Raw genomic sequence first — 23005 nt, forward strand, 5'->3', positions numbered from 1 at the left:
TAAAATAAAAAAATTCCGAATTATGTGGGCAAAAAGGTCGTTTTTCTTTAAAATGAAAGATATAATAAAAGAATAGGCGACATGTTAGGAGCAGAATGATGATATTTAGTATTGAAAATTTTGATGATATACAGAATATGTTTGAAAATAATACATTTGATGAGTTCATAAAGAAGCTGCTGGAAACGTATGAAAGCTTTGGGCCTTTACCCGGGCTGATTCTTCCTATGCTGGAGGCCCTGTTGCCCTTTTTGCCATTGTTTGTTTTTGTGCTGGCCAATTCTATGGCTTACGGCCTTTTCAAAGGTTTTCTTCTATCATGGATTGGATCAGTAATGGGAGCCATTATTGTCTTTCTGATTATTCGAAAGCTGGGAAATACAAGACCTTTAAAATTTATTCAGAAAAACAAACAGGTGAAAAGAGTGATGCATTGGCTTGAACGACATGGCTTCGGTCCGTTATTTTTACTGCTATGCTTTCCGTTTTCACCCTCATCGGTTATTAATGTCGTTGCAGGTCTATCCAGAATACACTTTCAACAGTTTGTATTAGCCGTTATCATGGGTAAGGCTGTCATGATTTTTACCATTTCGTATGTTGGAGAAAGTATTACATCGTTTGCTCAGCAGCCTGTTAAAACGATTATTGTTGGTGTCTGTATTGCCCTTTTCTGGATTATCGGAAAAATCGTTGAACGAAAGCTGCAAAAGAAATCAGAAGAAGAAGAGGAAGTCATTAAACTTAGCGATCAGACAAATCGTAAGCAGGATGAAGATCCCTCTTCCAAGGCTTCAAAACAAGCCTATAAATAGCGTTTTTCATCTGTGCTGTGACTGATTTTCACACATGGCTATCGCTTTAAAAGGATGAGGCAGTAGAGGTTCCTATCCATTATGATAGGAGGCTACATCCACTGCCTGATCCTTTTTTAGTGTATGGGTGATGAATGCCAATCCGGCAAATACTGTCACAATCCCCAGTATCATCTCCTGAAAAGGTATAAAGGCTGCACAGACACTCCCGATACTTGCCCCAGTTAACAGCGTAAAGGAATATAAAGAAATTGCCCGCCCTTTAGCTTCACCTGCAAATCGTCCGACTAACAGAATCACCATAGGAATGGTCAGGGAAGTGGAACCAATCATACAAATGGACGCGATGATTAAGGTCCATTCATGTAAATAGAAAATCGGGAACAGAAATCCTGCTGACATGAGTAAAAGGTTTGTGACCAGAACAGATACAGGTCCAAATCGTACCTCCAGCCGGCTGGCAAAAAAGGCTGGAATGATTCCGATAAGCCCAATAAAGCGAAAGGTCTGCAAGGAGAACGGGAAGGTTTCATTTCCTGTTGCAAGAAAAATCTCAAATCCACCATAGAAGAGCATAACGGTAAACAGCAGAAAAAATGTAGTGAAATATAATTTTCTAAGGGTCTGATGTCGAATAAGTGTTACAATATGAAGGAGGAGATGGTTCCGGCCACTCTTCCTTTTTTTGGAATACTTTAATGTGATCAAAAGTAAGATAAAACAAGTGAAATAGATCCCGCTAAAGGCGTAAAATAGAGTATGGAATGAAAATGAAAAAACGAAAAAGGCTGATAAAATCTGTCCGAAAATCCCGGCGAACAGAAATCCTGTATTAATTAAAGCAATGGAGATCGTCTGGGTTTTTCCTTCGAAGTTTCTGAAAACATAGCTGAAAGCAGCTGGGGCAAAGCTTGCAGCTAGAATTCCCTGTAAAGCTCTTGCCGCCAAAAAGAAAGAATAGGTGGGAGCAAATGGGATGATAAGAGTAAGAATACTTAAGATCAGCATTCCATAGGTGAGAATCTTTTTTTCATCATATCGGTCAGCAAGGATTCCGAAAGTCAGCAGACCCCATGCATAGAAAAAAATAAAACAGAAGCTGGCCATAGAGGTGGCTTCTAATGAAATGAAATAAGTATCAGCCAGGTAAGCTTGAATAGGAAGCATTGTATAGAGGTTGCTTGCAATAAAAATGCCAGCAACAATAAGTACAGTGCCAGCCGCTCCTGGTTGTTTCAGCATTGGCATCACCCCTGTCATTCTAAAATATAGTAACTAGCCTATGCAGGTGATGCCGGATTGGTTAAGGGAAGGGAGGAGCAAACATGACATTACAATTCATATTAGGCCGAGCAGGTACGGAAAAGAGCCAGCATACATTGGACAGCATTCAAAAACAGTTGAACGATTCTCCTCATGGACCTCCTATTCTATATATTGTTCCGGAGCAAATGACCTTTGATCAGGAATATGCTCTTCTCAAACAGAGCGGGATACAGGGCTCCATCAGGGCTCAGGTGTTCAGTTTTTCAAGGCTTGCCTGGAGGGTCTTTCAGGAAACCGGTGGAGGAATTAAAAAATTTATTACTTCAACGGGTGTTCAGATGATGCTCCGGAAAATTACCGAGGAGCGCAAGGGTGACTGGAAGGTATTCCAGAAAGCGATTGAAAAGCAGGGATTTATGGAACAGCTTGAGGGAATGATTACGGAATTCAAGCGTTACAGGGTTTCACCAGATGAATTAGTGGATCTCACGGAGCAGATGAACGAGTTTAAACATTCCTATCCTGGTGAGAAGACACTGCAGTATAAGCTGGAGGATCTTGCTTATATTTATGAACAATTGACAGAAGCATTAAAAGAGCACTATATGGATAGCGAAGATCAATTGCAGCTGCTGGCAGAAAAAATAGGGGAAGCAGATTTTCTGGAAGGAGCAGATATTTACCTGGATGGCTTCTACCGCTTCACCCCACAAGAGCTGTACGTTCTGGAAGCACTCATGAATAAAGCAAATCAAGTGACGATTTCTCTGACCGTAGATGAAACGCCAACGGGTGAACCAGAAGAGCTGGACTTATTTTACCAGACGAAAAGGACCTATGAACAAATTCGGGAAATGGCCCGGCAAAATCAAATTCAGGTAAAAGAGCCATTCTGGTTACAGCCTGAAGAGGAGAGGTTCCTGGATCGCCCGTACTTTGCCCATTTAGAGCGTTATTTTGATGAGCATCCGGTTGCCCCTTATCAGGAGCAGGTACCGATAAAGCTGGCCCAGGCTGTTCATCCGAGAGCAGAGGTGGAAGGGGTTGCCCAGGAAATTCTTCATTTAGTTCGTGACGAGGGCTTCCGCTATCGTGAATTAGCCATTCTTATAAGAGATGCTGATATTTACCATGATTTAATTCAAACCATTTTTTCAGATTATGGTATTCCGGTGTTTCTTGATGAAAAACGGACGATGCTGAATCATCCATTGGTGGAACTTATCCGTTCGGCATTAGATATGGTTGAGGGACAATGGCGTTATGATGCGCTGTTTCGTGTGTTAAAAACCGACTTTATCCCATCAACCGATCAGAAGACGCCGTTATCCCAGGAGAATATTGACGAGCTGGAAAATTACGTTCTGGAATATGGCATTCGTAATCGTAACCGCTGGCTGGAGGAAAATGATTGGATTTATCAGAAGTTCCGCGGCTTTGATTCTAAGAGAAAGACGGATGAAGAGAAAGAAAAAGAGCAGCGGATTAATCGGCTTCGTAAACAGGTAACCGCATCTCTCGCCTCTTTTGATGAACAAATCCGTTCCCGCCGTACTGTGAAAGAACGATGTATGGCTATTTTTCAATGGCTTGAGGATATTGGGGTACCGGAGACACTGGAAGCCTGGCGCAATGAGTATGATGAGAAGGGGCAAATTGAACGGGCACGTGAACAGGAGCAGGTGTGGGACGCTGTCGTTCAACTGCTGGATGAAATGGTGGAAATGATTGGGGACGAGGAGATGAGTCTCTCCATTTTCCGGACGACACTTGAAACCGGATTTGAGTCCTTAAGCTTTGCGCACGTTCCGCCGAGCATGGATCACGTGATCGTAGGGGATGTGGATCGGTCCAGAATTTCCAACGTTAAGGGCGCCTTCCTTTTAGGGGTTAATGAAGGAACTTGGCCTCTAAAGCCTGCAGGAGAAGGAATGATTTCGGAAGAGGAACGGGATTTGTTGTCTGAACATGGATTAGCCTTGGCTGAGAGCAGTTCCAGACAATTATTGGATGACCGTTTTTATGTTTATGTAGCGTTTACCGCACCAAGAGACTATTTGTGGGTCAGCTATCCTTTAAGTAATGAAGAAGGGAAGACAAAAACCCCTTCCCAGCTGATAAGCCGGATGAAGGAAATGTTCCCGGAAGCAGAAGAGAGATTGCTTTTGGAAGATGAAGACGAAGAAGATCCGATGCGGTTTTTAACGGTTCCGGAAAAAACCCGGGCTGTTTTAACATCACAGCTGGCGCGATATTTACGGGGCTATCCAATTCAGGATGTATTTTGGGAGGCTTATCATTGGTTTGTCGTAAATCATCCGAAGATCAGCAGCTCCCGCAAGGTTTTCCTGAGTCTGTTTTATGAAAATAAGCCTGTGAAGCTCTCTAAAGAAACGGCTCAGAAGCTGTATCCTGAACGGGTAAATACCAGTGTATCCCGTATTGAATCCTTTTATCGCTGTGAATATCAGCATTTTGCTCAATATGCGTTAGGACTGCAGGAGCGATCGGTATATAAGCTGGATGCTCCGGATATCGGTCAGCTCTTTCATGAAGCGCTAAAGCAAATCACCGACTGGATCATTCAGGAGGGCAGAAGCTACCGGGACTTATCTCCGGACGAGGCGGCAGCCTATGCAAGGCGGGCGGTTCAAAAGCTTTCGCCGATCTTGCAGCATCAGATTCTATTCAGTTCAAACCGTTATCAGTATATTTTGCGTAAGCTCGAAAAGGTCATTGGCAGAGCCGCAAATATTCTGGCTGAGCAGGCGAAACGGAGTGAATTCTCACCGGCTGGCATTGAGCTTGGCTTTGGTCCCAAAGAGAAGCTTCCACCTATGAATCTGCCACTTCCGGATGGCTATGAGCTTGTCCTTCGGGGCCGAATTGACCGGGTGGACCGGGCTGATATAGGGGATGACCTGTACTTACGAATTGTCGACTATAAATCAAGTGCCAAAGACTTGAATTTAGAAGAAGTGTATTATGGTTTATCCCTGCAGATGCTCGCCTATTTGGATGTCGTTTTAAGCAATGCAGAACAATGGCTTGGAAAGGGTGCGAATCCTGCCGGTGTGTTATATTTCCACGTTCACGATCCCATTATTTCGGATCCCGCTTCTTTAAATAGAGACACGATAGAAGCAGAAATCTTTAAAGACTTTAAAATGAAGGGGTTGTTGCTGGAGGATGAGCAGGTGGTCCAGCAAATGGACCTGGACCTTTCTACAGGTTCAAGTCCTGTTGTCCCGGCCGGCCTGAAAAAGGATGGTACCTTCCAGAAGTATTCTAAGACATTAAATCACGCTCTTTTTGACCGGTTAAGGACCTATGTTAGATCACTGTTAACACAGGCCGGAACGACGATGACCAGCGGAGAAATCCATTTAAATCCATTCCAGGATGAACAGAAGGTCGCCTGCAGTGTGTGCCCATTCCGGTCGGTTTGCCAGTTTGATGCAACCCTGGAAGAGAACAATTATCGCATTCTGAAAAAGCAGGACCAGGATGACATTTTGGCTGAGATGGAACAACGAGAGGAGGACCAGTAGATGAAGTGGACAGAGGATCAGGAACGGGCGATTTATACAGATGGGACGGATATCCTTGTTGCTGCGGCAGCAGGGTCCGGGAAAACGGCTGTATTAGTCGAGCGGATTATTCAGAAGCTGCTCAACCAGGATCATCCGGTCAATATCGATGAACTATTGGTCGTCACCTTCACAAATGCAGCTGCCCAGGAAATGAAAAACCGGGTTGGGGAGGCGCTTGAGTCCGCATTAAAGGAACATCCTAATTCCAACCATTTAAAGAAACAATTATCCCTGCTGCAGCGGGCACAGATTTCAACCCTGCATTCGTTCTGCTTAAATATTGTCCGTAAATACAGCTATCAACTGGATATCGATCCAAATTTCCGGCTGGCAGATGATCTGGAGGCTGACCTTATACGCCAGGAGGTTTTAGAGGATCTGTTTGAGGAATGGTATGGAAAAGAAGGAGAAGAGCAGGAAAAGTTTTTTGCCCTTGTAGACCGGTTTTCCAGTGACCGCAGTGATGTGGAAATTGAGTCGCTGGTCACAAAGCTTTATGATTTTGCCAGACAAAATCCGTCACCTGAAAACTGGCTGATGGATAAGATGGACATGTATCAGGTAACAGAGGATACAACTCTGGAGGATTTTGACTGGATGAAACTGATTAAGTCCGAAATCGAACAGCAATTGAATGCCATGTTCAAGGAAACCGATTTAGCTTTAAAACTCACCAGGGATAACGATGGACCTTATCACTATGCAGAGGTCATTGATGCTGACCGTGAAAAAATTCAGGAGGCAAAAGCCCGTATTCATGCTCCATGGGAAGAGCTGCAGCAGTTTTTCCAGGAGAACGGAAAATTTCAGGCTCTGTCACGTAAAAAAGTGGTTTGTGATGAAGAGAAAAAGAAAAAGGTTCAATCCTATCGTAAGAGCTACAAAAAACGATTTGAGGATTTGCAGAAAAAATGGTTTTCCCGCAGCCGGGAGTCCTATTTGAAGGACCTGCAGGAGCTCTATCCGGTTATGAAGCAATTGGCGGCCTTAGTACTGGACTTTCACCACCGTTTTCAGGCTCGTAAAAAGGAGCAGGCCCTTGTTGACTTCGCTGATTTAGAACACTTTGCCCTGCAGATTTTAATGGAGAAATCCGAGGAAAGTCAGACTGAACCCTCTGAAATTGCCACACAGTATCAGCGACAGTTTCGGGAGATTTTAATCGATGAATATCAGGATACCAACCACGTTCAGGAAATGATTTTGAAGATGATTACCGCTGGAGAGGATGCCGGCAAGCGGTTTATGGTTGGAGATGTGAAGCAGAGTATTTACCGGTTCCGTCATGCGGAGCCAAGTCTGTTTATTTCCAAATATAAAACATTTGCTGAACAGGATAATGAGAATGTTCGAATTGATTTATCCCGTAACTTCAGAAGCCGCTGGGAGGTCCTATCGGCGACAAACTTTATTTTCCGACAGATATTAGATGAGGAAGCAGGCGAGATTAATTACGACCGGGAAGCTGAATTGATTTACAGTAATAAAATCTATGACGAGCTGATTTCCAACGACACAGACAGTGAGCTTTTGCTGGTGGATAATGCGGATTGGGATGAAGCCCCGCCGGAACCGGAGGGAGAAGAGGATTTCCGCGATTTAAAGAAAGCGCAGATTGAAGCACGAGCTTATGCAGAAAAAATTAAGGAATGGATTGGTGCCGGCGAAAGCTCACCCATGCAGGTAGTCGACAAACAGACGGAAAAGCTTCGCAGCATACAATATCGGGATATCGTGATTTTGATGAGATCCATGTCCTGGGCACCAACAGTTGTTGAAGAATTAAAACAGCAGGGGATTCCGGTTTATGCCGAGCTTTCTTCCGGCTATTTTGAAGCAATTGAAGTCAAAATTATGCTTAGTCTGTTAAAAGTGATCGATAACCCGCAGCAGGACATCCCGCTAGCTTCTGTTTTACGTTCACCGATTGTAGGACTGAATGAGGAAGCTCTTGCGCAGATTCGTTTGGCAGCCCCAAAGGATAGCTATTACAAAGCGTTAAAAGCCTATGTAAAAACAGCAAATGGAGAAACAGCAGAAGCCGCCCAACAGTTTTTAGAACAGCTTACAAATTGGCGTCAGCTTTCCAGACAAGGGGCGCTGTCAGAACTGATCTGGCAAATCTACCGGGAAACGGGATACTATGATTTTGTCGGGGGAATCCCGGGCGGAAAACAACGGCAGGCCAATCTCCGTGCCTTATATGACCGTGCGCGCAGCTATGAAACCACCTCATTCCGGGGCTTGTTCCGCTTCCTCCGCTTTATTGAACGGATGGAAGAACGAGGGGAAGATCTTGGAGCTGCCCGGGCATTGGGAGAACAGGAAGATGTCGTCCGCATTATGACCATTCACAAAAGCAAAGGCCTGGAATTCCCGGCTGTTATTGTGGGTGCCATGGACAAAATGTTTAATGAACAGGACTTGAAAGCCAAGTATCTGCTTCACAAAGATTACGGAATGGGCATGAAATATATTGATCCCGACAAGCGGATTATGTATACAACCTTGCCCTATAATGCCTTGAAAATAGCTATGCGCCGGGAAATGATTGCTGAGGAAATGCGGGTATTATATGTGGCTTTAACCCGGGCGAAGGAAAAGCTTGTCATGGTTGGGAATGTAAAAGATCTGGCAAAACGAAAAGAAAAATGGCAAACCATTGCCGAAGAACAGGAATGGGTATTGCCCCCTTATTTCCGCCTGGAGTCTACCAATTACTTAGACTGGGTGGCTCCCGCCTTAATTCGTCATCAGTCGGGGGGTCCATTGCGTGGTGAGGATGAGACACCTTCTGCTATCCCTGAAGAGATTTGGCAGGATGAATCAAGCTGGAGAATTACGATTCATCATGCCAGTGAGTACGCCAATCCGGAAACCATTACAAAGGATCGTGAGGATCATTTGAAGAAGTCCGTCATGGATTGGGAGCCGTTGGATGATCAGCGAGGCAGCTTATATGACGAAGTAGAACGCAGGCTAACCTTTTCGTATCCTTATGAGAAAGCAGCCTACCATCGGGCAAAACAGTCGGTAACAGAGTTAAAGCGTCAGCGGGAAATGAAGGATGAATACAGCGGCGATACTCTGGTCCGGAGTTTTCAGCACCAGCGTCCAATCATGAAACGCCCGCGCTTTATGCAGGAAAAGAAAACCTTGACCGCAGCTGAAAAGGGAAGTGCCATGCATACGGTCATGCAGCACCTTCCATTTGATAAAGCATTATCTGAAGAGGAAATCGAAACGTATGTACAGAGCTTTGTTTCAAAAGAGCTTCTGACAGAAGAGGAAGCACAGGTCATTGATCTAAAGGCCATTGCTTATTTCTATCAAACCGAAATTGGTCAGAAATTGATTGAATCCAGTAATGTTGTACGGGAAATTCCCTTTAGTCTTGGCTTGCCGGCCGAAGAAGTGTATGCGGATTGGAAGAATAGTGAAGAGCAAGGGGAAAAGGTTCTACTGCAGGGGGTTATCGACTGCCTGGTTCAGGATGATGACGGCTGGATTCTGTTAGATTATAAAACCGACCAGCTGCCAGAGGAGTTAAGCGAAAAGGATAAGGAGAACTATAGAAAGAGATATCGGCTTCAGTTACAGATGTATCGCCAGGCAGTGGAGCAAATCTGGAATCAGCCTGTGAAGGGAGCCTATCTTTACTTCTTTGATCAGGCTCTGCTGCTTGAGGTTGATTAAAGAGAGTTGTAATGAATATATTGTATTGAAGCCCAAATCGTTGGTGATTTGGGCTTTATTTTTAGCTTCACTTTTAAAAACAACAAAAAGAAAATATCGATAAGCTCTTAGGGAATGATTGATTAAAATAGGACTATTTTTGAACCCAAAGCCCCCCTAATAATTATAAAAACAAATCTTAACATCCAAAAAATGTATTAACAATTTAATCCAACTATGCTACTATCATAATAAATAAATGTATGAACGAGTTGTTGCTACAACAATTTGGCCTTATGTATATCATTACTCTAGAGCTAGGTATGAGTCATGGACTAGCGGAGAGATCATAGGTGATAGTGGAAGGGTTTGGGGATGGGATCAAACGGAAGCTAGAAGCGGATATGCTCCGACTAACTTCTATACAGCACATACTTATTGGGGGCGTTAACAATAAAGAGATAGAGATAATCAGTTTTGATTATCTCTATTCTTCTTTATTAATTTAAATATGATTAACAAAAAGTTAATGAAACTAAACGTTCAATATATTATTTATCTATTCTTTATAAATGTGTTTTGTGCCGGAGCATTTTGGGTGCTATCATATTTAGATTACATAAATATGGTGAATAACGGTTATATAAATGAAGATTCGATTATGTTTACTGTAGAGGAATCCTTATCAATTGAGAAAACGGATAGCCAATATATATTATTTCAATTCAATTCAGAATCCTCTAATTTAAAGCACGTTTATTTGAGTGATGATGTCCAACTTCCACGTATTAATTTCCTTGCCTCATATAATTTAGATTTAAATAATTCTAACATTGCTGTGATTGGAAATACAGTAGATAAAAATGTGGTCCCATCAGATTACACAATTATTGGATATTTCAATCATCCAAATTCATATCAATTAATTGACGATGTGTGGCTAATTTCAAACCAAGAATCAGTTAAACTAAATAATGGTAGAGAGTTTATATTTTCTACTCCAAATCCAAATACAAACAAGACTTTAGAGGAAGCTATAAATATAGATTCGTACACAGAAATGAAACGTGAATTATTCGGTACTTATTCGAAGCGTTCAAATCAAATGATCATTATTGGGTTAAAAACAGCTATACTATTTATGGTTATAATATTTCTTGTAATTAGTACAAACTGGTTAATGAATGAAAAATATCTCATAAAAATACTGTTCTTATCAGGTATTTCAAACTACACGATTTATTACACGATATAAAAACATAAGTTGATTCCTTATGTTTTTATATCGCTTCTTTTACTAAGTATTGCATCCTTATACAATCATTTTATGAGTGAGTTTTGGTCAGATGTTTGGTTATCAAATTTCATTATTTTAATCATTGGGTTTATTGTTTATTTATGTATAACTAGCATAATCATAGTTTTCTATTATACGGCAGGAAAAGGCGGGAAATAGTTTTGAAAACCTTACAAGTTCTTTGGAAGCAAAACCGTTTTTTAAATTTATTATATATTCTGGTTTGCATTGGTTTCTTCTCTTTAATCTATGTTTTAATTATTAATTTAAATCATGCAAACATAGAGTCAAAGACTGCCAGAAATTTTGAAGGAAAAAATATATATCAAATATCTGATAATTTAATGGGCGAGAGGGAATCTGATTTTTTTTTAGAAGATAGAGGATATAACCTATTGTTTAACTTTTCTAAATCATTATCTACTTACTCAGGTTTAATCTACTATTCTGCCAAATTACAACCAATGGGTGTGGAAAATTTTCAAGGAACTCAACAGTTCGTTCCTTATTATAAAAGAGGGCAATCTAACCTTTCTAATAAGAAATATACTATGGTTTTGACTATTCAAGCTAATCAAAATGTATTTGAACTTAATAATTTAAAAGTCCATAGAGGTCGGCTCTTTAAAAAAAAACGAATATACGTATGAGACAAATAACACTACAATACCAGTTATTTTAGGAAGTGACTATTCTGGGATATATCAATTAGGGGATAAGCTGGATCTTTTTTTATATAATAAAAGTTTCAGAGGAGAGGTAGTTGGATTCTTGGCTCCTTCTCAAGTAATTATGGGTATGAGTGAACCAGAAGTCCATTTAGACAAATATATAATGATGCCTGCCTTAAATTTTACTGATGAAGCTGTAAAGGAGTTATTACAGGATCCTTCAAATGAATTGTTTGTAAGGGCTACACTTTTTTCCAGGGTAAATAGCCTTCTAATTACTGAAAATTCTCCTCTGGAAACAAAAAAGTTGTTGGATAAGATATCAACTAATACTGAATTTTATGATTATGAAATTATTGGAGCAGATGGTGTCACTATGGATGTCTTAGTTAATATGACTGAAGCTAATCTATATTTAATCATTATCCTTATCTTTTTATTATTTTTCGTTACATTGTGTACTTTAATTTATGTGTTAAAGCTAAAGGTTAGAAAAAATATTGATACCTACACTGTTTTTCTAATTAGTGGTGCTAATATTTTGGATATAACGAAACTTATTCGAAACGAGTTTATACTCTTGACCTTCGTTGGAATAGTTATCCCTATAATCCCTTTTTCCTTCCTTACTGGAGGTTCCTTTCCGTTGCTGCTCCTTTATTCATTTGTTTGCCTTATTGTTGGTTTTACTATTACTTTTATGGGCTCGATGTATATGAATAAAATTTTCAAAAATATTGATATAGTTCAACAGTTGAAGAGGTGGTAATGTGTCTCATATTTCCATGAAAAGTGTAAGTAAGTCCTTTAACCGTTCATTTATATTCCAAAATGTTGATTTGACTGTAGATGCAGGACAAATGATAGCCATAATAGGGAAAAGTGGTGTTGGAAAAAGTACACTACTAAATAATGGCAGGTTTAGAACCATTATCTACAGGTATGTACTATCTTGATAATTTTAAAATGGATGAAAGGAATTTAAATCAACTTTCAAGAATAAGAGGTGAAAAAATTGGCTATGTATCACAATTTAGCCCAATGATTCCTAAACTCACAGTTTTTGAAAACATTTGTATACCGCATTTCTTTAAAAAAAAGGATGAAATAAAATCATATACGGAGAGGATAAAATTTTTAAGTAATAAGTTTGAAATTTATCATCTTCTGGATAAAAGGATAGAAAAGTTATCTGGAGGGGAACTGCAACGAGTAGGTATTGCACGATCTTTGGTCAATAAACCTGAAATTATCATTGCTGATGAACCTACGGGGTCTTTAGATGATGAAACAGCAATAAGTATATTAAATTACTTTCAGGAAATGAAATCATTAGGATTGGTGATTATATTAGCAACTCATAATAATATGGTAGCAGAACAATGTGATAGCATATATCAATTAAAAAGTGAGGGTTTATTTATCACGCATTAAACTGGCCGAAATCCCCTTACTGATGGAATTTTCATCTAATAGTTCTGAAGAAAAAAGCGAAAGAGGCTAAGCAATGCCCTTCCGCTTTTCTATTGTCCAGCTATGGCTCCTAACCGGTCGCCTTCGCTTTTCTACGCATTCCCAACGTTGCCCTGGTCCTGTACGTCTGGGTCGAATGGGTTGGTTGAGCTTAGGCCGTTGTTGGTGACGATGAAGTCGCCTGTGTTAAGGGCACCGGAGCCTGCGTTGGTTTTTGAGGAAGACTTTGGTGCTAAATAGAAGGCATCCCCAAAATTGACGACGCCCCCACCTACACTGTTTATTTTAATGGGTCCAACCATAGAAGGCATTAGACAACACCTGCTTTTTTCGGTTTTATCACGCGTTAACTGGCCGTAATACCCCCACTTCAAGTCTTAAGGGTAACCCAACAAGACTAAGTGGGAGATAAACGGTCAGTAAATTCCTGATAAGTTCAACTAACCATCAGTAGGGAATAGAGAAAACCTCCCACTGATGAAAGTTTCCCTCTATCTGCTGATTGTGAACGTATAGCAAGGAGAACTGGGAATTTTAATGGCTTTTATGCCACTGTGCTTACATGATTATTATATGAACTATACCGGAAATGGTTCTATTCGTTTTCATCAATATCCTGATTTTGTTCCATTCCATCCTCATTTTCATCCGCTAAAATCCGAAAATGCTTTAATCTTGCTTTTGCATCAATCTCTTTTAAGCTTCCTACCTGCATGATTGAGGACCCCGTGATCCCTTCAATGTCTATAGAATGAACATGAATATCGCGGTTTTTGTGGTGGCGGTGCTGCTGAATGGAAACGTCTTCTCTAATTTCCGGAAAAGGCCGGGAAAAGAAGGGGAAATCGGAAAAAGGAAAATCGCCTGTATCGAAAAACGCACCTTCCTTTTGTACAGCTAATGCCCGAATATAAGGATCGGCTTTTATGGCATCACCGATTTGAATGGAGGATGCATAGGCAGTTGAATTAATATACATATGCTGTACCTTAGCATTTCGTTTCATCAATTAGTCACCCCTGCCTGCCCCAAATGGAACAATGGAGCCGAAAATGTAAGATTCGGGTGGCGTATCAAACATGGAAGAAAGCTTAATCGTTTCATTATCGCCAATTAAGAATACGGATGATGATGAAACCCCTGTAATGTGGACATGCCCTACATCAAGTCCCCAGTTGTGTACGGTAAAGTTCATGATGGACCTCCTTTTTCATGATCACCATTGATAAATTTTTGAATCGAATGAAGCATTTCATGTTTTACTTCTTCGATAATCTGTTCTTTTGTATGCTGATTAAGTAAACCGTTCTGATTTTCGGCATGTGAACGGATATGATACTGGATTCGCTCTGGCAGCTGCTTATAGACGTCCTGAATAATCATTTTTTCAAATCCTGGTGGAAAGGATTTTTCTGCTTGTTGAGCGAACTGGTTTACTTTAGATGGTAATTCTTGATTCATAAAGGGCTGCAGCTGCTGCATAATGTCCCGGACGAGTGGCTGGTCACCGCTGGAAGAGCTGGTCTGCTGTTGCTGCTGATTGTCTGGAATGGAAAGGTCTTCTGTGGAGGATAAACCTTCAGGGGACAGTCCAATATTTAACGTTCCTTCTAAGGTTTCAATTTTCAGCTGATCGAATTTGTACTCGATTTTTTCAATATTTGTGGAAGGTTTATCCTGTACAGACTGCAGCTGACTTTCCAGGTGCTGAACTTGTTTTTCCAGCTGCTTCATTTTCTTATCCAATGTGGCTAAATATTGCTGCCAGTCATAATAGTGCATAAGCCCTTCCCTCCTGAAATGGGCGAATATCTAAAGCATCGTATGCATGTTCCTGAATTTTTGTGCATCAGGAAGGAGGAGCCAGTGGAACAAAGGGCTGGTATTCCATACTTTCGCCGATAGGTTCGGCTTCTTCTGCAGGCTGTTCATAACCTCCTGTATTGTATAAATTCGACAGTCCCTGAATCGTTCCGGAGCTTCCAATCTGCAGAACAGACGAATTCGTCACTGAGCCCACTCGGAAAAAGCGAATGGATATATTCTGATAAATTGTACAGCTCATCAATATCACCTCTTAAGCATTACCCATGATGGTCTGATCCATAGTATCTGAATCGGTTACGTACGTATACGATTGATCTAATGAAAGGGTTAATCCGTCCCCTGTATTAAAGGATCCTCCACCAGCGAAGGTTTTCGCAGAGCTTACCGGAGACATGGCATAGACATCGCCAATATGAAAAATGCTGGAGGAGCCGACACTGTTTACCTTTACTGCTCCGACAAATGCAGGCATAACCATCGCCTCCTTTTGTGGTAATGTATGTATATATAAAGGTATTTGTTCGCGGTTATTATTTGATTTGACTGAATAAGGAGAGGAGATTAAATATGCCTTCACCAATGAAACGTTCCCAGCGCCTGCCTTGGATTGACGGAGCACGGGGCTTTGCTTTATTTGGGATTTTAATGGTTAATGTTCCAGCTTTTAACGCGCCATTCTTTCTTTATGGCGGGGAAGAACAGTACTGGAGTGGATCTGTAAACCATGGGTTACAAGATTTTATTGATATCTTCTTTCAAGCGAGCTTTTATCCGTTATTCTCCCTTTTGTTTGGTTTCGGTGTGCAGATGATGTGGGAACGACTCCAAAATAATAAAGTACTGGTCAGACGATTGTTTATTTTACTGGCATTCGGGCTCATTCATGCTTTTCTTATATGGCATGGGGATATTCTATTAAGCTACGCAGGCGTTGGCTTTTTACTCTTTTTCTTTTTTCATCAACAGCCCCGGGTTCTTTCAAGATGGTTCTGGGGACTGCTTATGATTCCCGGTGTTTTGTATACCTGGTTTCTGTATATGTCGAGGGAGTATTTGGGATGGGTGAACAGAGAAGCCATTACAAATGCTTTTAATGGTTATACAAGCGATTCCTATATAACCATTGTGACGCAAAATTTTCAGGACTGGATGTATGCAAACAGCGGTTTTCTTGGACTGCTATTTTTAATCATCTCTTTATTACCGATGTTTTTAATCGGAATGCTCTTGATGAAGAAAAGATGGCTGCATGATGTGGATACTTTTCACCCCATAGTAAGAAGAATTCTGTATGTGTCATTGGCCATTTTTCTTATATTTAAGGCAGGCCCTTATCTGGCGGGGAATCCGGAGTGGCTAAGTTTTATCCAGGATCATATCGGGGGAGCGGCTTCCAGTATTTTTTATCTTACCGCCATTACGCTGTTGTTTCAGCATCAAAAATGGGGTAGGCGACTTCAGTTTTTAACGTATGCAGGTAAAATGTCTCTGACGAATTATCTGAGTCAATCGATCCTATGCTTTCTATTATTCTACGGACCAGGCTTCAATTTGTATGGGAAAGTAAGTCCGATTTGGAGTGTCGCTATTGTTTTCGCGATTTACAGTTTCCAGGCTTTCTTTAGCAAATGGTGGCTGGCACGCTTTTATTTTGGTCCTCTTGAATGGATTTGGCGTTCCTTAACTTACATGAAAAAGCAGCCCATGCGGAGAAGAAAGGAGACAGCATTTTGACACCTTTTACTGAAAAAGTCATAACGATTATACAGGACATCCCTGAAGGAAAGGTGATGACATACGGACAAATCGCAGCTCTTGCAGGAAGCCCCAGAGCAGCACGACAGGTCGTTCGCATTCTTCACTCCATGAGCAAAAAATATCAGCTGCCATGGCATCGGGTGATCAATGCCAGAGGTCAGGTTGCTATAAAAGGGGAAGAAGCATTTTTTGATCAGGTAACGAGCCTGCGTGCTGAAGGTGTGGAAGTAAGTGATGCTGGAAAGGTTGACCTTGAAATATATCAGCTTGTAAACCACTAAGCATGATCTTATTAGCCTCATTCAAAATCTTTTGTAAATAAACAGGGAATCATGCTCTTTTATAGAAATAGATAACTCAATGAAAAAAACGATTAATTTTTTTAAGGAGGCGAATCCTTAAGTGGAAAAAGACAGTTCTATCGCTATTAAGGGTGTGAAGGAAATAAAACCGGAAATGTGGGCTTTGGAGATTTATTCTGAATGGTCCGAAACCGAGGATTAGGTGTACTTATGTGATCCGATTTATTAATTATACTTGATTTGAAAATTAACAATTGCAGAATAGTGATGTTATTACATAAAAAGAATCGCCTGGAAAAATATCAGTATGAATGTTTTGGAATATGGGAGGAACGAATCCCTATGAAAATCTTTCGCGAGCGGTTATCTGATGAGGAACTAAGTATTTTAAAAGGAATGATAGGACTGGAACTGAATGGAATTTTAAGTCCAAAAGTTGATACTAAATATGGAAGTCAAACATACACACTTGATGATTCAGCCTCTTTTAGTCTTAATCAATTACAGAAGAAGTCCTATGTGATTTTTACCAATCACCATAAGGAAACAGATATGGGGGATGATTATTGGAAGTTATCCGTAGAGGAACTTAAACATCCTAAAAATATTGGATATGAGAATGATGAATATGGCTATGGATACGCACTAACAGGAAATTTTGCCGGTATTCATATTTGGTCAACAATAAATAAGATTGAAATTTATACGGTTGATTTATCTGAATATGAAGAAAAGCTGGAATATGACGCAGTACTTGTTTTTCACTTTGAGAATGGACTGAAAATAGCGATGTCTCACCTCGTGTTTTTAATTGAAATCTCCTCTGATCCTGAAAAAATCAATCAGATGACAGAAAACTGTTCTGAAAAATTTGTGCTGGAGTAGATGGTCATTATGTAAGGTAAGAAAAAAGACGCGATAAATGTCGCGTCTTTTATAATGGCCTGGGAGGCGCAGTTGGCCAAACGGGCGGTTCGCCTTTGTTTGTACTATAAAACTTCCTTAACTTTTTCAATGGCCCAGTCCAGATCATCTTTTTCGATTGTAAGTGGTGGAGCAAAGCGAATGACATTTCCATGGGTCTCTTTACATAACAACCCTTTTTCTTTTAGTTCCTCACAGTATTTACGGGCAGGCTCATGGAGCTCTACGCCAATAAACAGCCCCTTCCCGCGAATTTCCTTAATCACTGGGTTGTCGATGCTTTCCAGTTCCTGCTTCAGATGTTTTCCTAATTCGTAGGAACGCTCAGCAAGTTTTTCTTCCTCGATAACTTTCAGTGATGCTACAGAAACCGCACAGGCAAGTGGATTTCCCCCAAACGTCGAACCGTGTGAGCCTGGATTGAATACGCCTAGTACATCCTCGTTTGCAATGACTGAAGAAATGGGGAAAACTCCGCCACCCAATGCTTTTCCTAAAATGTACACATCAGGTTCTACATCCTCCCAGTCGCAGGCAAACATCTTTCCTGTACGCCCAAGTCCTGCCTGAATTTCATCAGCCACGAATAATACATTTTCTTCTTTACACAAATCATAGGCTTCTTTAAGAAATCCTTCAGGAGGAACAACAATCCCTGCTTCTCCCTGGATAGGCTCGATTAAAAATCCAGCCGTATTTTCCGTAATAGCTTCTTTGAGAGCGTCTATGTCTCCATATGGAACGACCTTAATGCCTGGAAGTACCGGCCCAAATCCTCGTTGATACTCAGCTTCAGAGGAAAGGGAAACAGCTGTCATTGTACGACCATGGAAGTTGCCTTCACATGCGATAATTTCTGCTTGATCTTCCTCAATGCCCTTCACATCATAGCCCCAGCGACGTACAGCTTTTATTGCTGTTTCCACGGCTTCAGCTCCGGTATTCATTGGAAGGGCCATGTCTTTATTGGTCAGCTTACAGACCTTTTCCAGCCAGGGTCCAAGCTGATCATTATGAAAGGCACGGGAGGTAAGGGTGACACGATCCGCCTGGTCTTTTAACGCTTGAATAATTTTGGGATGTCTGTGTCCCTGATTCACTGCAGAATAGGCACTTAACATATCTAAGTAGCGATTACCTTCTGGATCCTCTACCCAGATTCCTTCTGCTTTAGCAGTGACAATCGGAAGTGGTGAATAGTTAGGTGCTCCATATTTTTCGGTTTGTTCAATGACATTTGTACTGGTGATCGACAAGAAAATCCCTCCAAACAAATATGTGAAATATTTTGAATATAATCATTATAACAGTTTATTCTGGATATTATAATGAATTATCTGAATTAATTAGCAGATTGGACAAAAAGATGATATGATAGACAATGAATGACTTTGTAAGGAGGAGAGAACGTGACACATTTACATATTACAGCGTGGGTTCTGGCCCTCATTTTGTTTGCGATTGTACTGGCTTTTTCCAATCAATCCGGAAAAGAAAAGCCGGCAAAAATTCTGCACATGATTTTGCGTTTGGATTATTTACTTATCCTGTATTCAGGTGGGGATTTATTCGCTAACTATGGAAGCATGAGTGGAGAATTAATCATTAAGGCTATTGCCGGATTATGGGTGATCATTGCAATGGAGGTCATTGCGGTGAGGAAACAAAAAGGCGGGGCAACAAAATCCTGGTGGACCCAGTTGGTTATTGCCTTTATCATAGCCCTTGTACTTGGCTTCGGCCGTCTTCCATATGGGGTTTCATTATTTGGGTAAAGTTTAGGAAAAGTCTATGTTTACACGAAAAAGGCTTAAATCTTTTATTGAGAGATTTAAGCCTTTTTCGTGTGTTCAAAATAGGATGCGGGTGGACTGGTAGAAAAGGTGCGTACAGACTGATTAGCAAGGAAAAATGACATGAATCAACCTTCAACAAACGGATAAAACGTGTGAAAGGACTGATTCAAACTGGAAATTAACCGATAAATACAGAAACCCGGCGTATATGAGAGCTGGCTCAACATTAATGAACGATATCAACCACAAATAGACGTGAATGATATAAAAATAGATTGATAAAATAGATAAACAGACTGATAGATTTTATAAAAAGACTTCCATCATTATAAAGGGAAACTTCCATCAGTGGGGGGATTTCAATCCCCCACTGATGGTTAGTTGAACTTATCAGGAATTTACTGGCCGTTTATCCCCCACTTATTCTTTTTGGTTTACCCTCAAGACTTGAAGTGGGGTATTACGGCCAGTTAATGCATGATAAATCCATAAAACAATCCATTCCACAGGATTATAAAATCCCATGGAATGGATTTTTTGATATTTTATCCGCTTTTCTACTGTTCAGCTCCGACTCCCAGGCCTAAGCGGTCGCCTTCGCTTTTCTACTAATGCGCGGAGGTTGTTTCTTCTTTATGTAGTTGGAAGAAAAGGTTTCGGTAGGTGGCTGCCGGGATTTCTCCTTTATTGTATTTATATTGACAGAAATCCAGCAGGCTGCTTGGTGATTCCGGCCATTCATTCTTTTCATCGTGATACTCAACGATTAAATCTTTCAGACGCATAAATAATTCCTCCCTTTGTTTCATCATGATGTTTCTTTCATCACCTTCAATTTCATATTCTATCACACAAATCGTTGATAAAAGGCGATATAAAAGAATTCATGCGTGGTAATTTCTTCAGTAAGGGAGGAAGTTTCTAACATCTTATAAAATAAGTGTTAAGAGTCATGAAGTAGGGTAGATTATTTGTAAAGATCATTTAAGAAAAATAATGCAATGGTGCCAGGTCCTGCATGGGCTCCAATCGCCGAACCAATATCACCTATAAGGATTTTTTCAGGCTGATATTTTTCTTTAATGATTGAGGCGAGCTTTTCGGCTGTTTCCAAATCGTCACCATGACTTATAGCAATAGTCTGCCGATTGATTTCATTCCCTCGTTCCTCCATCACTTCAAACATACGCTTTAAAACTTTAGCCTTTTTAGCTCCGCGTATTTTTTCCAGAGGGACGAGCTGGCCTTCTTCAACATGGAGAAGAGGCTTAATATTTAAAAGTCCTCCGAAAAAGGCAGCAGCTTTACTTACTCTTCCACCGCGCTGTAAGTATTCCAGGTTATCAACCGTAAAGATGTGCTCCATATGACTTGCATGAAACTGGACGGTTTTAATGATGTCTTCAGCAGCTTCACCATTTTCAGCCATCTGGGCGGCTTTCAGAACAACTAACCCTTGACCAAGAGATGCACATTTGGTGTCTTCAACAAAAACCTCAGCATCAGGGTGTTCTTCAAGGACTTGCTGCTGTGCAATTTTGGCACTTTGAAAGGTTCCTGAAAGCTCTGATGAAAAGCCAACATACACAACAGGCTGGCTTTGTTCAACATAGGAAGAAAACACTTGAAGAAAGTTTTCGGGAGAGGCCTGTGATGTTTTAGGTACCGCACCTTTTTTCATGGCATCATACACCGTTTTTGACTCAATGTCTTTCACATCACGGTAATCCTGATCATTTACATGGACGGTTAACGGCACCATATCAATATCATAATCTTTATAATAGTCATTTGGTAAATCACAAGAAGAATCTGTAATAATTTTCACGTTCATATTTTCACCCACTATATTTTATGGTATTATTTGTACCTTAGTGTATATTGGAAACGGCCATTCGTCAATGTATATCGTACAAATTCGTGTTCATTCTATTCCTTTTAAAAAAAAACAGAATGATTCACTAGATAGACGATAGCTATGAATGCTGGAAGAGAGGTGAAGACGTTGTTCATATTTGAAGCGAAACGTTTTATTATTGTTATTATCGGAGCCTTATTAAATGCTCTTTCCTTAAATTTATTTTTAATTGAGGCCAATGTTTACGCCAGTGGCTTTACTGGATTTGCCCAAATATTATCCAGTGTGTTTAAAGATTTTATAGGGTTTGATATTTCAACCGGTATTCTTTTATTCCTGTTAAATATCCCAGTGACCATTCTGGGCTGGTTTAAAGTAGGAAGAGGCTTCACTGTATACAGTGCCATTTCTGTGGCCTGTACGACATTCTTTCTGGAAATTATCCCGCTGCAGAACCTTGCTGACGATATTCTGCTTAATGCTGTATTTGGAGGGATTCTGGCAGCAATAGGTATTGGGATTACTCTTAAATGGGGAGCCTCAACTGGAGGAATGGACGTCATTGCCATGATTCTTTCCAAGATGAAGGATCGGCCAATAGGTGTGTATTTCCTAATCATGAACGGGTTTATTATTTTAATGGCAGGTTATCTCTATGATCCGGAAAAAGCACTTTATACATTAGTTACTCTGTATGTCACCACCAGATTTATTGATGCCATTCATACGCGTCACGAAAAGCTTACAGCCATGATTATTACGACTAAGGCTGATGAACTTGAAAAGGCCATCCATGCGAAAATGGTGCGGGGGATTACAACGCTTCCTGCCAAAGGAGCTTTTACAAAAGAGGATAAGAATATGCTCATCATGGTTATTACGCGCTATGAGTTGTATGATCTGGAAAATATTATTCGCGATGTGGATCCAAATGCGTTTACCAATATTGTTCAGACAACGGGGATATTCGGATTTTTCAGGAAAGAAGATGAAAAGGTCGTATAAATCTGTAACGCTTTTGGATGAAGTTCGTCTATTTATGTAACAGACAGTCTTCCAAAAAGGCAGGTTTTTTATGTGAAAAAATATTTAATCGTGACATCACTCATTATGCTTCTGGTTGTTCTTTTTGGGTGCGGTACATCCGGTTCGGTAGATGAGGGTGACCAGACTCAGGCTGACCCTTTACCAGCTGATCAGGATAAACAGAAGAATGAGGGAGATGGGTTAGCATTGTTAAAACAGTTGGCGTATGAAGTGACATCAGAAAAATCGGACGATCAAATAACCTTTCAGATGGAATTGACCAATCCCACGGACGAGCAGGTGAAGATTTCTTTTCCATCAGGCCAGCAATATGAAATTATCATAAAATCTAAAAAATCAGATGAGGTTGTGTACCGTTATTCAGAAGGCAGAATGTTTACACAAGCCATCGTTGATTATGAGATCGAGCCGGGAGAAACCAAAACCTGGGAACAGGCATGGGACTTTAAGGAAGCAGAACCTGGAGACTATACAGCAACGGTTATGCTGCTCCCTGAACCTGTCCATCAGCCTTCTAATGAGAACAATCCCTTCGTTAAGCAAGTGTCGTTGTCTATTGATGGTGAAAAATAATGGTAAGAAATGAAAAAGGAGAGCCACCTACTTTGGCATCTCCTTTTTTTATTTTCTGTCTGCTACAATGAAACTTTTTTGTGTTAAAATAGGTAAGAATGTTTTGAAAATTTGTTCGAGATAGAAAGTA

Annotated in this window: 24 protein-coding genes; 14 read left to right on the forward strand and 10 right to left on the reverse strand. The window is 40.5% G+C overall.

Annotated features, from left to right (window positions below):
- Positions 1–95 precede the first annotated feature (95 nt).
- Positions 96–815 carry a TVP38/TMEM64 family protein gene (locus ACZ5OK_RS04845; RefSeq protein ID WP_343839765.1) on the forward strand — a complete coding sequence of 240 codons (720 nt, stop codon included), beginning with the start codon at positions 96–98 and terminating at the stop codon, positions 813–815.
- A 72-nt stretch (positions 816–887) separates the two neighbouring features.
- Here ACZ5OK_RS04845 and ACZ5OK_RS04850 read toward each other — a convergent pair whose 3' ends face one another.
- Positions 888–2057, reverse strand: coding sequence for an MFS transporter (locus tag ACZ5OK_RS04850; RefSeq protein ID WP_343839767.1), 1170 nt, complete (start codon positions 2055–2057; stop codon positions 888–890).
- 83 nt (positions 2058–2140) lie between these two features.
- Here ACZ5OK_RS04850 and addB point away from each other — a divergent pair, with 83 nt between their 5' ends.
- The 7 genes from addB (at position 2141) to ACZ5OK_RS04885 (ending at position 12751) form a co-directional block, all read left to right on the forward strand.
- Complete coding sequence (addB, locus tag ACZ5OK_RS04855) at positions 2141–5632, forward strand: helicase-exonuclease AddAB subunit AddB (protein WP_343839769.1); 3492 nt, start codon at positions 2141–2143, stop codon at positions 5630–5632.
- A complete protein-coding gene (addA, locus tag ACZ5OK_RS04860; RefSeq protein WP_343839771.1) occupies positions 5633–9370 on the forward strand; it encodes a helicase-exonuclease AddAB subunit AddA in 3738 nt (1245 codons plus the stop codon).
- 640 nt (positions 9371–10010) lie between these two features.
- Positions 10011–10604, forward strand: coding sequence for a hypothetical protein (locus tag ACZ5OK_RS04865; protein WP_343839773.1), 594 nt, complete (start codon positions 10011–10013; stop codon positions 10602–10604).
- A 203-nt stretch (positions 10605–10807) separates the two neighbouring features.
- The gene (locus ACZ5OK_RS04870) at positions 10808–11296 is read left to right on the forward strand and encodes a hypothetical protein (protein ID WP_343839775.1); all 489 of its coding nucleotides are present in this window, start codon (positions 10808–10810) and stop codon (positions 11294–11296) included.
- A gap of 142 nt (positions 11297–11438) precedes the next feature.
- The gene (locus ACZ5OK_RS04875; protein ID WP_343839777.1) at positions 11439–12086 is read left to right on the forward strand and encodes a hypothetical protein; all 648 of its coding nucleotides are present in this window, start codon (positions 11439–11441) and stop codon (positions 12084–12086) included.
- Between the two features lie 91 nt (positions 12087–12177).
- Positions 12178–12273 (forward strand): hypothetical protein, encoded by a 96-nt coding sequence (locus tag ACZ5OK_RS04880; RefSeq protein WP_343840299.1) that lies wholly within the window; start codon positions 12178–12180, stop codon positions 12271–12273.
- On the forward strand, positions 12230–12751 hold the full coding sequence (locus ACZ5OK_RS04885; protein WP_343839779.1) for an ABC transporter ATP-binding protein: 522 nt from the start codon (positions 12230–12232) through the stop codon (positions 12749–12751). The genes ACZ5OK_RS04880 and ACZ5OK_RS04885 overlap by 44 nt, the downstream gene beginning before the upstream one ends.
- A 131-nt stretch (positions 12752–12882) precedes the next feature.
- On the opposite strand, the gene ACZ5OK_RS04890 is transcribed toward ACZ5OK_RS04885, so the two are convergent.
- The 6 genes from ACZ5OK_RS04890 to ACZ5OK_RS04915 all read right to left on the reverse strand — a co-directional run bounded on the left by ACZ5OK_RS04890 (position 12883) and on the right by ACZ5OK_RS04915 (position 15089).
- Entirely contained in the window at positions 12883–13101 is a 219-nt protein-coding gene (locus ACZ5OK_RS04890; protein WP_044161490.1) for a spore germination protein, read from the reverse strand.
- 284 nt (positions 13102–13385) lie between these two features.
- On the reverse strand, positions 13386–13796 hold the full coding sequence (locus ACZ5OK_RS04895; RefSeq protein WP_343839782.1) for a spore germination protein GerPE: 411 nt from the start codon (positions 13794–13796) through the stop codon (positions 13386–13388).
- A 3-nt stretch (positions 13797–13799) separates the two neighbouring features.
- Positions 13800–13985, reverse strand: a complete 186-nt coding sequence (locus ACZ5OK_RS04900) for a spore gernimation protein GerPD (protein WP_343839783.1) — start codon at positions 13983–13985, stop codon at positions 13800–13802.
- Entirely contained in the window at positions 13982–14572 is a 591-nt protein-coding gene (gerPC, locus tag ACZ5OK_RS04905) for a spore germination protein GerPC (protein ID WP_343839784.1), read from the reverse strand. The genes ACZ5OK_RS04900 and gerPC overlap by 4 nt, the downstream gene beginning before the upstream one ends.
- A gap of 67 nt (positions 14573–14639) precedes the next feature.
- Complete coding sequence (locus ACZ5OK_RS04910) at positions 14640–14855, reverse strand: spore germination protein GerPB (protein WP_343839786.1); 216 nt, start codon at positions 14853–14855, stop codon at positions 14640–14642.
- A 12-nt stretch (positions 14856–14867) separates the two neighbouring features.
- Complete coding sequence (locus ACZ5OK_RS04915) at positions 14868–15089, reverse strand: spore germination protein (protein WP_343839787.1); 222 nt, start codon at positions 15087–15089, stop codon at positions 14868–14870.
- Between the two features lie 107 nt (positions 15090–15196).
- On the opposite strand from ACZ5OK_RS04915, the gene ACZ5OK_RS04920 reads away from it, so the two are divergent.
- The 3 genes from ACZ5OK_RS04920 (at position 15197) to ACZ5OK_RS04930 (ending at position 17562) form a co-directional block, all read left to right on the forward strand.
- Complete coding sequence (locus ACZ5OK_RS04920) at positions 15197–16351, forward strand: DUF418 domain-containing protein (RefSeq protein ID WP_464758529.1); 1155 nt, start codon at positions 15197–15199, stop codon at positions 16349–16351.
- The gene (locus tag ACZ5OK_RS04925; protein ID WP_343839789.1) at positions 16348–16656 is read left to right on the forward strand and encodes an MGMT family protein; all 309 of its coding nucleotides are present in this window, start codon (positions 16348–16350) and stop codon (positions 16654–16656) included. Before ACZ5OK_RS04920 ends, ACZ5OK_RS04925 begins: the two co-directional genes overlap by 4 nt.
- Positions 16657–17019: 363 nt before the next feature.
- Positions 17020–17562, forward strand: a complete 543-nt coding sequence (locus ACZ5OK_RS04930) for a hypothetical protein (RefSeq protein WP_343839791.1) — start codon at positions 17020–17022, stop codon at positions 17560–17562.
- 104 nt (positions 17563–17666) lie between these two features.
- Here the strand turns inward: ACZ5OK_RS04930 and ACZ5OK_RS04935 are convergent, their stop codons facing one another.
- Positions 17667–18857 (reverse strand): ornithine--oxo-acid transaminase, encoded by a 1191-nt coding sequence (locus ACZ5OK_RS04935; protein WP_343839793.1) that lies wholly within the window; start codon positions 18855–18857, stop codon positions 17667–17669.
- Positions 18858–19010: 153 nt separating this feature from the next.
- Here ACZ5OK_RS04935 and ACZ5OK_RS04940 point away from each other — a divergent pair, with 153 nt between their 5' ends.
- Positions 19011–19376, forward strand: coding sequence for a YisL family protein (locus ACZ5OK_RS04940; RefSeq protein ID WP_343839795.1), 366 nt, complete (start codon positions 19011–19013; stop codon positions 19374–19376).
- Between the two features lie 629 nt (positions 19377–20005).
- On the opposite strand, the gene yppF is transcribed toward ACZ5OK_RS04940, so the two are convergent.
- Complete coding sequence (gene yppF / locus ACZ5OK_RS04945) at positions 20006–20209, reverse strand: YppF family protein (protein ID WP_343839797.1); 204 nt, start codon at positions 20207–20209, stop codon at positions 20006–20008.
- 155 nt (positions 20210–20364) lie between these two features.
- A complete protein-coding gene (locus ACZ5OK_RS04950) occupies positions 20365–21231 on the reverse strand; it encodes a DegV family protein (RefSeq protein WP_343839799.1) in 867 nt (288 codons plus the stop codon).
- 171 nt (positions 21232–21402) lie between these two features.
- Between ACZ5OK_RS04950 and ACZ5OK_RS04955 the strand changes: the two genes are divergently transcribed.
- Positions 21403–22260, forward strand: coding sequence for a YitT family protein (locus ACZ5OK_RS04955; RefSeq protein ID WP_343840302.1), 858 nt, complete (start codon positions 21403–21405; stop codon positions 22258–22260).
- Positions 22261–22332: 72 nt separating this feature from the next.
- The gene (locus ACZ5OK_RS04960) at positions 22333–22875 is read left to right on the forward strand and encodes a BsuPI-related putative proteinase inhibitor (RefSeq protein ID WP_343839801.1); all 543 of its coding nucleotides are present in this window, start codon (positions 22333–22335) and stop codon (positions 22873–22875) included.
- Positions 22876–23005: the final 130 nt, after the last annotated feature.

It is taken from the genome of Salinibacillus aidingensis, assembly GCF_055393355.1.